General features: G+C 60.3%; 16 protein-coding genes and 1 pseudogene. 11 read left to right on the forward strand and 6 right to left on the reverse strand.

What is annotated here, in order from left to right; genetic code table 11:
- The first annotated feature begins 74 nt into the window (after positions 1-74).
- The 11 genes and pseudogenes from BQ8794_RS04635 to BQ8794_RS04680 all read left to right on the forward strand — a co-directional run bounded on the left by BQ8794_RS04635 (position 75) and on the right by BQ8794_RS04680 (position 8,963).
- Positions 75-1,121, forward strand: coding sequence for a sterol desaturase family protein (locus tag BQ8794_RS04635; RefSeq protein ID WP_077373752.1), 1,047 nt, complete (start codon positions 75-77; stop codon positions 1,119-1,121).
- Between the two features lie 96 nt (positions 1,122-1,217).
- Positions 1,218-2,183, forward strand: a complete 966-nt coding sequence (locus BQ8794_RS04640; RefSeq protein ID WP_077373755.1) for a sugar ABC transporter substrate-binding protein — start codon at positions 1,218-1,220, stop codon at positions 2,181-2,183.
- Between the two features lie 133 nt (positions 2,184-2,316).
- On the forward strand, positions 2,317-3,327 hold the full coding sequence (locus BQ8794_RS04645) for an ABC transporter permease (protein ID WP_167378642.1): 1,011 nt from the start codon (positions 2,317-2,319) through the stop codon (positions 3,325-3,327).
- A gap of 9 nt (positions 3,328-3,336) precedes the next feature.
- On the forward strand, positions 3,337-4,359 hold the full coding sequence (locus BQ8794_RS04650; protein ID WP_077373761.1) for an ABC transporter permease: 1,023 nt from the start codon (positions 3,337-3,339) through the stop codon (positions 4,357-4,359).
- Between the two features lie 58 nt (positions 4,360-4,417).
- Positions 4,418-5,212 (forward strand): ATP-binding cassette domain-containing protein, encoded by a 795-nt coding sequence (locus tag BQ8794_RS04655; RefSeq protein ID WP_077373764.1) that lies wholly within the window; start codon positions 4,418-4,420, stop codon positions 5,210-5,212.
- 138 nt (positions 5,213-5,350) lie between these two features.
- Positions 5,351-6,355 carry a Gfo/Idh/MocA family oxidoreductase gene (locus tag BQ8794_RS04660; protein WP_077373766.1) on the forward strand — a complete coding sequence of 335 codons (1,005 nt, stop codon included), beginning with the start codon at positions 5,351-5,353 and terminating at the stop codon, positions 6,353-6,355.
- A complete protein-coding gene (locus BQ8794_RS04665) occupies positions 6,352-7,311 on the forward strand; it encodes a sugar phosphate isomerase/epimerase family protein (RefSeq protein WP_077373768.1) in 960 nt (319 codons plus the stop codon). The genes BQ8794_RS04660 and BQ8794_RS04665 overlap by 4 nt, the downstream gene beginning before the upstream one ends.
- A gap of 11 nt (positions 7,312-7,322) precedes the next feature.
- The gene (locus BQ8794_RS04670) at positions 7,323-7,631 is read left to right on the forward strand and encodes a MocE family 2Fe-2S type ferredoxin (RefSeq protein ID WP_077373771.1); all 309 of its coding nucleotides are present in this window, start codon (positions 7,323-7,325) and stop codon (positions 7,629-7,631) included.
- Between the two features lie 5 nt (positions 7,632-7,636).
- Positions 7,637-7,723 (forward strand): annotated as a pseudogene (locus BQ8794_RS37270) (hydroxypyruvate isomerase); the annotation flags it as partial.
- A gap of 59 nt (positions 7,724-7,782) precedes the next feature.
- The gene (locus BQ8794_RS04675) at positions 7,783-8,607 is read left to right on the forward strand and encodes a 3-methyl-2-oxobutanoate hydroxymethyltransferase (RefSeq protein ID WP_077373773.1); all 825 of its coding nucleotides are present in this window, start codon (positions 7,783-7,785) and stop codon (positions 8,605-8,607) included.
- Between the two features lie 5 nt (positions 8,608-8,612).
- Positions 8,613-8,963 carry a MurR/RpiR family transcriptional regulator gene (locus BQ8794_RS04680; protein WP_077373775.1) on the forward strand — a complete coding sequence of 117 codons (351 nt, stop codon included), beginning with the start codon at positions 8,613-8,615 and terminating at the stop codon, positions 8,961-8,963.
- Positions 8,964-9,223: 260 nt separating this feature from the next.
- Here the strand turns inward: BQ8794_RS04680 and BQ8794_RS04685 are convergent, their stop codons facing one another.
- From BQ8794_RS04685 to BQ8794_RS04710, 6 genes are read right to left on the reverse strand one after another with little or no spacing between them, the layout of a single operon-like run.
- A complete protein-coding gene (locus BQ8794_RS04685; RefSeq protein ID WP_077373777.1) occupies positions 9,224-10,282 on the reverse strand; it encodes a 3-carboxy-cis,cis-muconate cycloisomerase in 1,059 nt (352 codons plus the stop codon).
- Entirely contained in the window at positions 10,279-10,893 is a 615-nt protein-coding gene (gene pcaG, locus BQ8794_RS04690) for a protocatechuate 3,4-dioxygenase subunit alpha (RefSeq protein ID WP_077373779.1), read from the reverse strand. Before pcaG ends, BQ8794_RS04685 begins: the two co-directional genes overlap by 4 nt.
- Complete coding sequence (gene pcaH / locus BQ8794_RS04695) at positions 10,893-11,651, reverse strand: protocatechuate 3,4-dioxygenase subunit beta (protein WP_077373780.1); 759 nt, start codon at positions 11,649-11,651, stop codon at positions 10,893-10,895. The genes pcaG and pcaH overlap by 1 nt, the downstream gene beginning before the upstream one ends.
- 2 nt (positions 11,652-11,653) lie before the next feature.
- A complete protein-coding gene (pcaC, locus tag BQ8794_RS04700; protein ID WP_077373782.1) occupies positions 11,654-12,052 on the reverse strand; it encodes a 4-carboxymuconolactone decarboxylase in 399 nt (132 codons plus the stop codon).
- Positions 12,049-12,849, reverse strand: a complete 801-nt coding sequence (pcaD, locus tag BQ8794_RS04705) for a 3-oxoadipate enol-lactonase (RefSeq protein ID WP_077374274.1) — start codon at positions 12,847-12,849, stop codon at positions 12,049-12,051. Before pcaD ends, pcaC begins: the two co-directional genes overlap by 4 nt.
- A gap of 5 nt (positions 12,850-12,854) precedes the next feature.
- The gene (locus tag BQ8794_RS04710; protein ID WP_077374277.1) at positions 12,855-14,747 is read right to left on the reverse strand and encodes a bifunctional sugar phosphate isomerase/epimerase/4-hydroxyphenylpyruvate dioxygenase family protein; all 1,893 of its coding nucleotides are present in this window, start codon (positions 14,745-14,747) and stop codon (positions 12,855-12,857) included.
- Positions 14,748-14,772: the final 25 nt, after the last annotated feature.

Here is a 14,772-nt window from a genome sequence, read left to right on the forward strand (position 1 = left end):
GATATGAATCGCCTCCGTTGAGGCCAATCCGGTGAAGGCAGACCGGAATTGGTCGGCCAGGAGGCGCTGTTCAGATGGATGACCTTCAGTATGGAACGCGCGACAAACGCGGAAACTGGGTCCCGCACCGCCGCGCCGAGCCGGTGCCGATCTGGCATCGCCCGTTCAACGCCAGGAAGGTACTGGCCTGGATTCCCGAGTTTCTTTGGCCTTGGAATGCGTTCCACATGGCCACGGCAATCATCTGGGTCAACTTGCTCATTCCGAGCTGGGACAGCCTGGCAACCTTTTCGCTGCTCAACTACCTTTGGCTTTACGGCCTGAACGCAGGGGGCATTTTTCTCTTCTACGGGTTCTTTGAGCTGCGCTATTATTTCCAGCGCAAGCAAGAGAACCGCTTCAAGTATAATCCAAAATTTCCGTCCGACGCGCCATCCGACGCCTTCTGGTTTCAGAGCCAGAACATCGACAATTTCACCCGCTCGTTTTTCATCACCATACCGCTGTGGACCCTGGTCGAAATCGTGATGCTGTGGGCCTACGCCAACAGCTGGGCGGTCTGGCTGCCCTGGACGACGAATTGGCTTTACCTATCGTTCCTCGTCATCATCGCACCGGCCGTGCATGAGATCTATTTCTTCTTCCTGCACCGCGCCATCCATTGGCCGCCGCTCTACAAATGGGTGCACTCGGTTCACCACAATTCGATCAACCCCAGCCCGTGGTCGTCGCTGTCCATGCATCCGGTGGAAGGGTTCCTCTACCATGCCGAAGCCTGGCTGCACCTGCTGATCCCATCCAACCCGGTCTGCGCGTACTTCACTCTGCATGGGGCCGGCTTCGGAGCGGTGAATGGCCATCTTGGGTTTGAGACCTTCGAACTCACCGACAAGGTCAAGCTCGATAGCCATTCCTACGTCCACTACCTGCACCACAAGTATTTCGAGGTGAACTACGGCGGTGACGGTCTGGTCCCTCTCGATAAGCTTTTCGGCACTTGGCACGACGGAAGCAAGGAGGCCGACGAGGCTATGAAGGCGCGCTTTCGCAAAAAGAAAGAAAAGCTCCGCGCCAAGCAGGATGCCCCCGACGGCAGGGCCTCTGACATGCCGGCAGAGTAATCAACAGCCGCTGTTTCGCTTGTGTACCCGGAGGAGGGGAGCGGATCAGCCATGTTTTTTCAAACCCGCGGGGCGGGTCAACCTGGGAGGAAGACCATGAAACTCTTCAAGACGCTGGTGTCGGCAACGGTGCTTACCGCATTCAGCACCGGCGTGACGCTTGCTGCCGACATCTTCGTAATCGGCGGTAAGCCTGACGATCCATTCTGGTCGATCGTCAAGCGCGGTGCCGAAGACGCCGGGAAGGTCGTTGAAGCTCAAGGTGGCAAAGTCACCTGGCTCGGGCCGCAGAACTACGACAATCTGGGTGTGGACGCGGCCGAACTGATCCGCCAAGCCATCGACCAGAAGGCCGACGCCATTGTCGGTCCTGACTGGGTGCCGGAAGCCATGGATCCGGCGTTCAAGGCGGTTGTGGACGCTGGCATCCCGCTTGTCATCTACAATGCCGGCGGTTTGCAGGCGGCAGATCGACTCGGCGCCATGAACTATGTCGGCTCGGACGACTACAAGGGCGGCGTCGCCGGCGGCGAGTATCTCGCCAAGGCCGGCAACAAGAAAGGCGTCTGCATCAACACACTGCCGGGTGCGGCCAATATCGAGGCCTACTGTGGTGGCTTCAAGGAAGGGATGAAGAATGGCGGCGGCGAGGCCGATGTGTTGCCGTTGCCAGCCACCTCTTTCGGCTCGGCAACAGCAGTAGCGCAGGCGGTGAAGGCCTATCTGCTGCAGCATCAAGACGTAACCGCTGTGTTCACCATCGGCAATGTCGACGCCAATTCGGCCATGAACGGCCTCACCCAGGCCGGCAAGGCCGGGCAGGTTCAGCTGTGCGGCATCAACTTTGACGAGACCATCCTGAACAACATCAGAGATGGAAAACAGGCCTGCGCGATCGACCAGCAGGGCTACTGGCAAGGCTACCTCGCCGTCTCGATCTTGAATGGCAAGGTAAACTACGGGTTGACCGTGCCGACGCGCGAGATCCTCACCGGTCCTGGTATCATCGACAAGAACACTGTCGAGCTGACCATTGCCGGCGTGAAGGCCGGCGCGCGCTAGGTGTCCTTACGGCCGCCAGCCTTGTGAGGCGGGCGGCCGGTTCATTCTACTTCCATTGCGACCGCCATCTTGGCGCTCGATAACTCGCGGATTACCCATGACGGCACATCCCGTGACATCAACCCCAACGCCGATGGCAAACCGCGGCCGTTCTGGACTGGCCCTAGGTCGTCTGGCGCGGCGGCCCGAGACGGGCTCGTTCCTGGGCATGGTCGCAGTCTTTCTGTTCTTCGCCATATTCGGAGGCAGTGGCTTTTTGTCAGCAGCCGGTACGGCCAGTTGGCTGAGCATCGCCTCCGAGATCGGCATCATCGCTCTGCCGATAGGGCTGCTGATGATCGCTGGTGAGCTGGACATCTCGGTCGGCGCCGTGATTCCCGCGGCCTCTCTAACGGCCGCGATCGTATCCGGCTACTATGGCCTGCCTGATTGGCTCGGCATCACGGCCGCGCTTGGGCTCGGTCTCGCCATCGGTTTGATCAACGGCGTGTTCGTCACGCGAACCACGATCCCGTCCCTGATAATCACAATAGGAACGATGTTCGGCACAATGGGCCTGACGCTGGGCCTTACGGTGATGATCGCCGGCAGCACCGGTGTCTCGCTGGTACCCGACGAACTCACGAAGACGCTTCTCGGCCAATATCTCGGGGGCATGTTCCAAGTGACGATTCTCTGGTGGCTCGTCTACATCGCCGCCCTTCTCTGGCTCCTCCACATCTCGCCCGTGGGCAACTGGATCTATGCACTCGGGGGCGACAAGGAGAGCGCGCGCAACGCGGGCATCCCCACCAAGCGGCTTACCATCGGTCTATTCATGCTTTCGGGGTTTTCCGCCGCGTTCGTCGGAGTCAGCCAGGTGATGGTCTACCAGAGCGCTCAAGTTCTGGCTGGGCAGTCCTTCATCTTCAATTCGATCATGTGCGTGGTCATCGGGGGCGTTCTGCTTACCGGCGGATTTGGCTCGGTCGTAGGTATCGTGTTCGGCACGATCACCTTCTCCATCGTAAACCAGGGCATCTACTTCACGAGTATCGATCCCAACATGGGAAGCGTCATCATCGGCGCGCTTCTCCTGATCGCCGTGCTCACCAACGACACCTTTCGGCAGCTGGCGCTCAGCTACTCATCGAAGAAGGCTTGAGGGACCGCCATGATAGAGACAATCAAATCCTTGTTGCGCCGCCCGGAGGCCGGCTCGATCCTCAGCCTGATCGGGGTGGTGCTGTTCTTCGTATTTTTCGGTGGCGTGGACTTGGGCACACTCCTTGGCGCGGCGAGCTGGGTGAATTTTGCCGCCAATCTCGGCATTGTCGCCATTCCGGTCGGTCTGCTGATGATCTCGGGTGAACTCGACATCTCCATCGGCGCATTGATCCCCGCGGGCTCCATGACCACCGCCATCCTTAGCGGCTACTATGACCTGCCCATCGCGGTGGGCATGGCCGGCGCCCTGGCGGTCGGTGTGGCGGTCGGCCTTGTCAATGGTTTGCTGACGATCCGCACCTCGGTGCCTTCGTTGATCATTACGCTCGCCACCCTGGTAGCGATGCAGGGCTTGGTACTCAGTGGGTCCGTGTTGTTGACTGGCAACGCTAGCGTTGCCGTCACCGCTCCCGAATGGGCCAAATTCCTGTTCGGACAGCTTATCGGCGGAAGCCATCAGGTCATCATCGTCTGGTGGGTAGTGTTCGCTGTCCTCATTGGCTTCGTGCTGCACAAGACCCGCTATGGCAACTGGCTGTTTGCAATGGGCGGCGATCGCGTCAGCGCCCGCAATGCAGGCATTCCGACAAACCGCATGACCATCGCACTGTTCGTGCTGTCCGCCGTCAGCGCCACATTCGTTGGCATGTGCCAGGCGATCCTGTTCAACTCGGCCCAGGTTTCCGGCGGAATGAACTTCATCTTCAACGCGATCGTGTCCGTGGTGGTCGGCGGCGTGCTGCTCACGGGAGGGTTCGGCTCGGTCATCGGCATCTTCGTCGGTACCATCACGTTCGCCATTGTCAGCCAGGGCATCTACTTCACCCAGATCGACCGGAACTGGTCGAACCTGATCATCGGCGTGATGCTTTTGGCGGCGGTGCTGATGAATCAGTCATTCCGGGAGCTGGCTCTGTCTTACTGGCGAGGTTCAAAACAAAGCGTGCCGAGGGCGCCCATACAGCCTTGAGCAATGCGCCTGCAGTTGCGGTCAGCGACGGCTTGGAAGAACGAAAGGTGCGACAATTATGAGCGAAAAACCTGCCATTCTCGAACTGAAAAATGTCAACAAGTCTTTCGGCCCGATCGACGTGTTGCATAACATCTCGCTGCAAATTCGCCAGGGTGAGGTCTTGTGTCTCCTCGGCGACAACGGCGCCGGGAAGTCCACTCTCATCAAGGTATTGTCAGGCGTCCACAAGCCGACCAGCGGCGAGATCCTGATGGACGGAAAGGCGGTCAGCTTCGGCCGGCCAGGCGCTGCGCAGGAGCGGGGCATTGCCACCGTGCACCAGTTCGGCGGAACGTTCCCCTTAATGAGCATCGGCCGCTCCTTCTTCGTTGGGTTGGAGCCGACAAAGGGTTGGGGTCCGTTCAAGATCTACGACCGCAAGCGCGCCAACGAGATCGCGGTGAAAGCGGTGCGGGATTTCGGCATCACGCGTATCGACGACGGTGACCGGCTTGTTGGTGGCCTGTCAGGTGGGGAACGCCAATCCTTGGCCATTGCCCGCGCCGTGCATTTCGGCGCTCGCGTTCTGATCCTCGATGAGCCGACGGCAGCGCTCGGCGTCAAGCAGGCAGCTCACGTGCTGCGCATCGTCAATGAAGCCAAACGGCGCGGTCTCGCGGTCGTCTTCATCACCCACCAGGTGATGCACGCGATGGCGGTGGGAGACCATTTCGCCGTCCTCATTCGCGGTGCGATCGCCGCCGATTTCCGGAAGCGCGAGAAAACCCGCGAGGAGATCACCGACCTGATGGCCGGGGGTGAAACCATGGCTGACCTCGAGGCGGAAATCGAGCATGAATTGCATGCATGATCACAATGACAATGCGCCGCCTCTCGAGCTTGATGGGCGGGCGGCTCGATCGTTTTCCTCGGGAAACGTCCGACTTCGACCGGCCCTGATGACCCCTTGCGCCACCAGCCACTTCACGTCGAACAAAGCAGAAGAAATATGACAATACGCATTGCGGTGATCGGTGCCGGTGTGATGGGCGCCGACCACGCCAGGATAGTGGCGGAAGACCTTCCCGGAGCAAGCCTTCAGCTGGTGTGCGACATGGATGAGGCGCGTGCCCGCACTGTCGCCGACACCTTTGGTGCGCCCGACATCTCCACCGATCCAGAAGGCGTTGCCGCGCGGAAGGACGTGGACGCAATCATTGTGGCGAGTCCCGATGCCACGCATGCGCCGCTGTCGAAGGCTTGTATTGCCGCCGGCAAGCGTGTGTTGTGCGAAAAGCCCCTCTCTCAAGCGTCCGCTGACTGTATCGCGGTGATGGAGGCCGAACAGAAGTCGGGCGCGAAGTTCGTCCAGCTTGGTTTCATGCGGCGCTACGATCGCTCCTACGAAGAGATGAAGCGGGCCCTTGCAGACGGCCGCCTTGGCCGGCCCCTGATGATGCACAATTTTCACCGCAATGTCGAAACGCCGGCGGCAGATTTCACCGGCGCTATGGCTATCACCAATTCGGCTCCACACGAGTTCGATGTCGTGCGCTATGTGCTCTCGACGGAATATGCGTCGATCTCGGCCTTCCAGCCGAAGCGCTCAGATGCCCGAGTCGCGCCTGTCTTCATGGTGCTGGAGACGGTCGATGGCCAACTCGTCAACATCGAGATCAACAACAATGCCGCCTATGGTTACGATGTCCGTGCCGAGCTGATCGGCGAGCGGGGCACCGTTGCGATGAACAACGTCGCCTACACTCGCATCGATTCTGCGCTTGCACAGAGCACGAGCTACGACGCCGACTGGCGGACCCGCTATGCCGATGCCTACCGTCGGCAGAACCGCGACTTCCTACGCTTCGCCATGACTGGTGAGTTCCCGGCAACCGCTGCGAATTGCTGGGACGGTTATTGCGCCGCCGTCGTTGCCGAGGCGGGCGTGAAGGCGTTGCACGAGGGCCGCCGCGTACCCGTAGAAATGATCGCAAAGCCGGAGTTTTATACGTGAAGCTGGGTTTCGTTTCAGACAGCCTCGGCAACCTGCCCTTCGAAACGATGCTGGATCATGCGAAGCGCATGGGTGTCTCCGGCGTCGAGGTAAACACCTGTGGCTGGTCCACCGCGCCGCATTTTCGGCTTTCGTCCATGCTGGGCGACAGGGAAGGCCAGAAGCGCTTCGTTGGCGCGTTCGAGGAGCGCGGGCTAGAAATCATCAGCCTCAACGCAAACGGCAATCCGCTACACCCGACCGACCCGGCCCAGGGCGAAGGGCTGAAAACCACTATTCGCGTCGCGGGCGAAATGGGCATCCGGACGGTCTGCACCATGAGCGGCCTCCCGGCCGGCAACGCGGCAGATACCATGCCCAACTGGGTCGTCTCGTCGTGGCCTCCGGAAACACAGGCCATTTTGAAATACCAGTGGGAAGAGAAGCTGATTCCCTTCTGGACCGAGATCGTGGCGTTGGCTGAAGAGAACGGCGTCGAGCGCATCGCGCTGGAGCTCCACGGCAACCAGTGTGTCTTCAACGTGCCCTCGCTTCTGAAGTTGCGACAGGCGGTCGGACCGGTCGTGGGGGCGAATCTGGACCCTTCGCATCTGTTCTGGATGGGTGCCGACCCGCTGGCGGCGGCCCAATCGTTGGGCGAGGCGGTTTATCACGTTCATGCCAAGGACACGATGCTCAACGCGCCAGTGCAGGCGACGACATCTCTGCTCGAGAATGGCAGCCTGATGGATCTTCCGGCCCGGTCATGGAGCTACATCACGCTTGGCTTCGGCCATGGCGAGGAGTGGTGGCGGCAATTCTGCTATCGCCTCAAGATGGCCGGCTATGACGGCTGGCTTTCCATCGAGCATGAGGACGTGCTCCTGAACTCCCTGGAGGGACTCGAAAAGTCCGTGGCGCTACTGCAGGGGGTCATGCCGTCCGCCCCAGCCGACTACAAACCGCAAGCCATCTGAAGGAAGGTTCCATGCCTTGGATCGACGCCTGTGCCGCCGACGACATCGAAGCCGAGGAAGCCAAGCGCTTCGATCATGGCGGTCGCACCTTTGCGATCTTTCGAAATGATGCAGACGAATATTTCTGCACCGACGGGCTTTGCACGCACGAGAGTATTCACCTCGCTGACGGTCTGGTAATGGGGAATACAGTGGAGTGTCCTAAACACGCATCCGTCTTCGACTTCACGACTGGGGACGTAGAGACTCCGCCCGCTTGCGAGAATCTCAAGACGTACAAGACGAGGGTCGAAAATAGCCGCATCATGATCGAGATCTGAGCCATATGGACCAGCCGTTCCAGCTTGCAGCCTGCGCCGAGATGCTCTGGCGCGACCGCCCGATTACCTGGCGCGCCGAAATGAATTGGCCATTCATCGCCAAAGCGCTGTTTGACATACAAGGCTGCCTGATCCCCTGCGGAGGCTGATTATGGGCATGTATCACAACCGTCCTCATGTCGAGGACATCCGCAAGATGAAGAAGAGCGGGCGGAAAATCTCCATGCTCTTCGTCAGCACCCCGGATGAGGCGGCTGCCGCAGCCGCCGCCGGCATCCATATGCTCTCCATCGAAGGTCGATATTTCGATCCGGAAATGCGCCAGGCAGCCGGCGATTGTTTCGTACAAGTCGGTTTGCCATATGGCAGCTATGGGAGTTTCGCGGGCCGCCCGCTCGCAACAGCGGAGGACTATCTGCGTGCAGCGTTCCACTTTGCCGGCATAGGCGGCGACGCCCTTTATTGTGCGGCGTCATACGACATCCAGAAGACGTTGTGCGACAACTACATTCCTGTCGTTGGCCATATCGGCCTGGTGCCGTCTTATATCACCTGGACGGGTTGGCGCGCAGTCGGCAAGACCGCCGACGAAGCAGTGCGCATTTGGCGACACACCCAAAAGCTGGAGCAAATTGGAGTCTTCGGCGCGGAGCTGGAAGTCGTCCCAGATCGCGTCGCGAAATTCCTCACCGAAAACTCCTCGCTTGTCATGCTGGGCATGGGCGCTGGCAAATATGCCGATGCGCAGTACCTCTTCACAGAAGATGTTTGCGGTTACGGCAAGAACCACAAGCCGCGACACGGAAAAGTTTATCGAAACCTTGGCCCTGAGCTGGAGAAGATTCAGGACGAGCGCGTCGCTGCCTTTAAGGATTACAAGGCAGACGTCGATTCAGGCAGATATCCCGGTTACGAGCACACGGTTCCGATTGTGGATGCCGAGTTCGATATCTTCATGAAGATAGTTAAAGGTTGAGAACTATGTCTGTGGGTTCATCTTATCCCTCACGGACATGCGGTCGACAGCGCGTATCAGTTGACAACCGACGAGCGCCATCGCTTGACGAGCTCAAAGCGCTGATTGCCAAAAGGGAACTGACACTTCCGGCGAAGTCGGAGGCTGTCGCCCGGGTGATATTTGCGGAGCCGGATTACGTGGCTTTCGAAAATGCCGCCGCAATCGCGCGCCGATGCCATGTATCACCCGCGACCGTGTCCCGACTTGCATCGCGTCTCGGGTTTGGGTCGTTTGAGGAAATGCAGAGCTGCTTCCGAAATCATATACTGCATCGATTCAAACTTCAGGAAGAACACGTGAAGGCGAACTGCTGAGAAGCAGCATAACACGGGCAACATGTGGCGCTTGCCTGCTGCGGAACATACGGAATGATACGGGAAGGTTCCTAGATATGTGCCAACGAAAGGACAATGAAATCAATAATTTGAACACGTCCTCCGGGTCTGCCAAAAACTTTCAATATCAATTCAATAACTACACTTTGGCGTCGCGGAAATGCGGCAAAAACAAATAGTAGAGCAGGGTGCCTAGCCCCATGGCTAGTTCAATTTGAACGCATCCCGCTCTAGTGGGATCAGTCAACCTTGCCTCCGATTGCCGCTATGGTTCGGACCAGCCTGTCCGCGACACAGGTCGATGCTCCAGCCGCCATGAGCATCTGCGGCAGGATCAACCATTCCAGTGTCCACGCTGCTCCGGAGCGCTCTTGCTCATGGATCAGCGCATGGTGCATTCCCGACAATTGGACTGCGTTGTAGCGGGCAAGCGTCACCAGCATCTCGGCGTCGATGGGATTGCGCTTGTGCGCCATGGCGGACGATGAACCGCCGCCCGCCCGTTGCAGCTCGTCGCCTGCCTGCGCCATCAGTGCAATGTCCTGCCCGAACTTGCCGAGGCCGCCCGTCACAAGCGACAGCCAGTTGGCCAGCTCAGCGATGCGGTCGCGCTGGCTGTGCCATTGCGGCGCGTCGCCGAGGCTTAGCCGCCGGGCCAGCGCGGCACGGATGGCGGCGCCCTTGTTTGCGAACTTCTCGAGTGTCCCGACGGCGCCGCCGAACTGGACGACGAGAACCGATCCTCGCATCGATTGAAGCCGCTCGTGGTGGCGCGCGAGCGGTTCGCGCCAGCTGGTGACGCGGTCGGCTACGGAAATCGGAATCGCTGCCTGCATTCGGGTTCGGGCCATAAGCGGGCGATCGCCAAACCGATGGCCGAGATCGGCGAAGGCGACCACCAGAGCCGAAAGCCGTTCTTCCAATAGGTCGATACAGGTGCGAATTCTCAGGATCATGGCCGTGTCGATCACGTCCTGGCTAGTCGCACCGAAATGCACATGCTCCGAATGCGGCTCTCCCACAGCATGCCTGATCTGCCGCACGAGCTCCGGCACCATGACGCCGTCGCGCTCCGTTGCGTCCCTCAGGGCCTGGATTTCCGGCCTGAAATTGTCGAGGACGCGTCCGATTGCGCTTGCTGCAGCCGCCGGGACGATGCCGAGTGCACCTTCTGCGTCGGCGAGCGCTTTCTCGAATTGCAGCATCGTCGCAAGTTCGGCCTCGACGCCGAGCAGCGTCGCCATCTTCTCATCGCCGAGAAGCCCGGACAGGAGGGGATTGTCGAATGCTGCGATCATATGTCGAAGAAGACCGTCTCGTTGATGCCCTGGAGATGAATGTCGAACTTATAGACGTCGCCATCGCGCGGCGCGACCAGCGTTGACACGCGCTCTCTTTGCTCAATGCGCATCAGGACGGGATCCTCGGCGTTGGCCGTTTCCTCGTCGCCGAAATACATGCGGGTGTGAAGGCCAATGTTGATTCCACGCGCGACGATCCAGACCGTCAAATGCGGCGCCATCTTGCGGCCGTCAAAAAAGGGCACGCGACCGGGTTTGATGGTTTCGAACAGGCATTCGCCCGTCGTCATGTCGGTGGGCAGCCGGCCCCAGCCGGTAAAATTCGGGTCGGCGGAGCCGCGCAGATCCGAGGGCGAATTGTAGATGCCGGCGGCGTCCGCCTGCCAGATCTCGACAAGCGCATCGTTCAGCGGCGAGCCGGCGCCGTCGATCACCCGGATGTTGACCCTGATGCGTTCGCCCCTGGTCTTGTCGTTGACCATCGCGGTGCCAAGGTCGCGTTTATAGACGCCCGAGATACCGGCAAAGTTGGGCGTCAGCCCGATATGGACGTAGGGTCCCGCGGTCTGCGAGGCGCTTTCCTTCAGCCGGCCGAGAGCCTGGACCATCAGTTGCCCTCGATGCGGTTTTCGAACAGCGTCGAGCGGCGGCCGCGCAGTACAATGTCGAATTTGTATGCCCGCGCATCCATCGGTATCGTTGCCTCCATGTCGAGCGCGGCGATGAGGCCTTCAATAGCGCGGCGGTCGTTGATGGTCCGCACGATCGGGCACCTCCAGATCATCGGGTCGCCTTCGAAATACATCTGGGTGATCAAGCGCTGCGCGAATCCGTGCCCGAAGATCGAGAAATGGATGTGAGCTGGACGCCAGTCGTTGGGTCCGTTGGGCCAGGGATATGGCCCCGGCTGGATCGTGCGGAAACAATAGGAGCCATCCTCGCCGGTGATGGTGCGGCCGCAGCCGCCGAAGTTCGGATCGAGTGGCGCGAGATAAGTCTCCTTCTTGTGCCGATAGCGTCCGCCGGCGTTGGCCTGCCATACCTCCAGCAACGCACCGGCGACGCCGATGCCGCGCTCGTCGAGCAGGCAGCCATAGACGAGGATGCGCGGCCCGATCGCGCTTTTGCCCGGCCCGGCAAAATTGTGTATGAGGTCATTGTCCAGTTCACCGAGAATATTGTGGCCGAAGACCGGCCCCGTAAGCTCCGACAGCGTGTTGTCGAGGGAAAGAAGCGGCCGTTGCGGTGAGCGCAGCACGGAAGTCTTATAGGCTGGCGTCAAGGCCGGCGGATGCCAGTTGCGGTCGCGCGGAAAGAAGGCGCCGATTTCCGGCGTGCGGTTGGCGGGAAGGCGCGACTTGGTCATGATTAGCCGGCTTGAGCGTCGATTTCGTCGAACGTCTTCCTGGCGATCTTCATCGCATGATTTGCCGCCGGTACCCCGGCATAGATTGCCACATGCAGCAGCGCCTCGCGTATGTCGTCGCGCGTCGCCCCGGTATTGACGCTGGCGCGGATATGCATCGCAACCTCTTCGTCCTGCTTCAGCGCGGCGAGCAGCGCGATGGTGATCATGGAACGCTCGCGCCTGGTGATGTGAGGCCGCGACCAGACGTGGCTCCATGCAGCCTCGGTGATCAGTTCCTGGAAAGGAATGTCGAATTCGGTCTTGGCCGCCTCTGCGCGGTCGACATGGGCGTCACCCAGCACCGAACGGCGCGTCGCCATTCCTTCGACGTATCGGTCGCCGTGTTGTGGCTTGCTCATTTGCGCTCCCTTCGCATGTCGTTCAGGAAGCCACGGATCAGCCCGGCCAGCCTTTCCGGCTGCTCGACGCAGGGGATGTGGCCCGCACCGGCAATGACCTCGAACCGTGCGGCGGGGATTGAGCGGGCCAGCGATTCCACCAGTTCAGGCGGCGTCGATCCGTCCTGATCGCCGACAATGCAGAGTGTCGGCACTTTGATCGCGGCGGTCGTCGCGGTGAAATCGGCGTCGCGGATAGAAGCGCAGGCAGCGGCGTAGCCGGCCGGATCCTGGCGCGTCAGCATCGTTTTATAACCTGCCAGTTCCTCGCCGCGATTCTTATGGAAATCCGGCGTGAACCATTTTCGCATCACGTCGTCGGCAAAGCTCGCGATGCCCTCCGACAGGGCCGCGTTGATGCGCCCGTTCCACATCTCGGCCGTACCGATCTTCGCTGCCGTATCGCAAAGGATCAACCCCTCGATCAAATCCGGCCGCGTCTTGTAGAGGCATTGCGCAATGACGCCGCCGATCGAAAGCCCGCAGATCACCGCGCGCTTTACGCCAAGATGGTCGAGCAGCCCTGCAAGGTCCGTCGCATGGGTCTCGATTGTTTGCGGCGCACCGCCCAGTTCGCTCAGGCCGTGTCCGCGCTTGTCGAACGCAACTGATGTACAGTCGTCGGCCAGCCTTCGCTCGACCTCGTTCCAGATGCGCATATCCGTGCCGAGCGAGTTCGAGAAGACGACCGTCGGCCTGCCAGTTTTGGGACGATGCCGATAGTGGATCGTCGCGCCATTAATGCGAGCAAAGTTCATATCCGTCATAGCTTTGGCATTCCTTTGGGCCGCATCAGCCGTTTTTGCGCGGCGATGCGGAATGGTGCGTTCGGCGCACCATATCCTGCATACGCGCCGCGCCGTTCGACGAACTCGATGATGAACCCCTCTCCGAATGTCGGCGCATAGAGCTGGAAGAATTCGCCGTTGTCGTCGCGGTCATAAAGGATGTTGGCTGAGCGTAACCGATCGGCGACCTCCGGATCCAGACCGAAGCGCGCTTCTACGTCGTCGTAGTAGTTCATCGATATCTGAAGCGGTTCGAAGCCGTTGGCCTGCAGCTTCGCCGCCGTCGCAAAGATGTCATCCGTTGCAAGTGCCAGATGCTGGACGCCGGAACCAAAGGTTTCGGCAATGAAATGGCCAGCCAGGGTGCGGTGACTCTCGGCGCCGTTCAGCGTGAGGCGGAAGCGCTTGTCCAGACCTTCGATGACCTGGCTGCGCACGAGGCCGGCCGGATCGACGATGTCGACCATGGGGGTCTTGGTCGTCCTGAAGATCGAGACATAGAACAGCAGCCAACTCGGCATCTCCTCCTGTGCCATGGTCTGCCCGACATGGTCGATACGGGTGAGGCCGACGCCATTGCCGGAACTTGCCGACGTGACCGGCGTGAACTCTATGTCCCAGACCTTCGCCAGGTCGGTCTTGGCATCGAGGAAGTAGATCAGTCCGCCGCCGACGCCGCGGATCGCCGGGATCGACAACTCGCCGGGCCCGACCCGCTGGTGAAAGATCTCCGCGCCCAGCGCCTCGGCGCGCGCCACCGTGGCGGCGGCGTCCTCGACCTTCAAGCCCATCGCGTATGCCGACGTGCCATGGACAACAAAGGAAGAATGGGCAAAGCCCTGCCGCTCGGTATTGATGACAATATTGATCTCGCCCTGGCGGTAGAGCGTGACTTCCTTAGAGACGTGCCGACCGGCCTCGACAAAGCCGAGCATGCGCAACAGTGATCCAAGCTGTCCGGCGTCCTGGCGATCGGCCGCGAACTCGATGAATTCGACCCCCGCAACCCCGATGCGGTCGGGCATTGGCGGGACGGCCATGTCAAGTGCCGGTTCTTCACGCCGCACCTGATCCATCAACCACACGAGCGAACGCCGTCCGTCGACGGAGATCGCCTTTGCCGACCCGCCACGGAACTGGTCGTTGAAAATCTCGAGCGACAGATAACCGTCATAACCGGTTGCCGCGACCGCCTGCATGAACTGTCGCACCGGCAGATCACCTTCGCCTGGCATGTTGCGGAAGTGCCGGCTCCAATAGAGCAAGTCCATTTCGATCAGCGGCGCGTCGGCGAGCTGTACAATGAAGATCTTGTCCGCGGGTATCGAACGGATGGAGCCGAGCTCAATCCTGCGGGCCAGCGTGTGGAAGGAATCGAGAACCAGCCCGACGTTCGGATGGTCAGTCCTGCGCACGATTTCCCACGCATCGCGATGATCGTTGACGTGACGCCCCCAGGCCAATGCCTCGTAGCCGACGCGCAGACCGCGCTTGGCGGCGCGCTCGCCAAGCTTGTGAAAGTCCATGGCCGCCCGGTCGATCCCGCCAAGTGAGACGGGCGACACCGACGAGCATACCAGCATCAGGTCGGTGCCGAGTTCCTGCATGACGTCGAACTTGCGCTCGGCACGATCAAAGGCGCGGTTGCGCTGCGGCTCCGGCAACCCCTCAAAATCCCTGAACGGCTGGAAGAGCGTTATGGTCAGACCTGTGTCACCAGCCATTCGGCCGACGTCGCGCGGTGAGCCGTCAAAGGCGAGGAAATCGTTCTCGAAGATTTCAACACCGTCGAAGCCCGCGGCGGAAATTGCCGCGAATTTCTCCGCCAGGTCACCGGCGATCGACACCGTCGCGATCGACGTCTTCAAACGCGCCTCCTCCCTGATTTGTAGT

The organism is Mesorhizobium prunaredense (genome assembly GCF_900156895.1).
GTDB classification, from domain to species: Bacteria; Pseudomonadota; Alphaproteobacteria; order Rhizobiales; family Rhizobiaceae; genus Mesorhizobium; species Mesorhizobium prunaredense.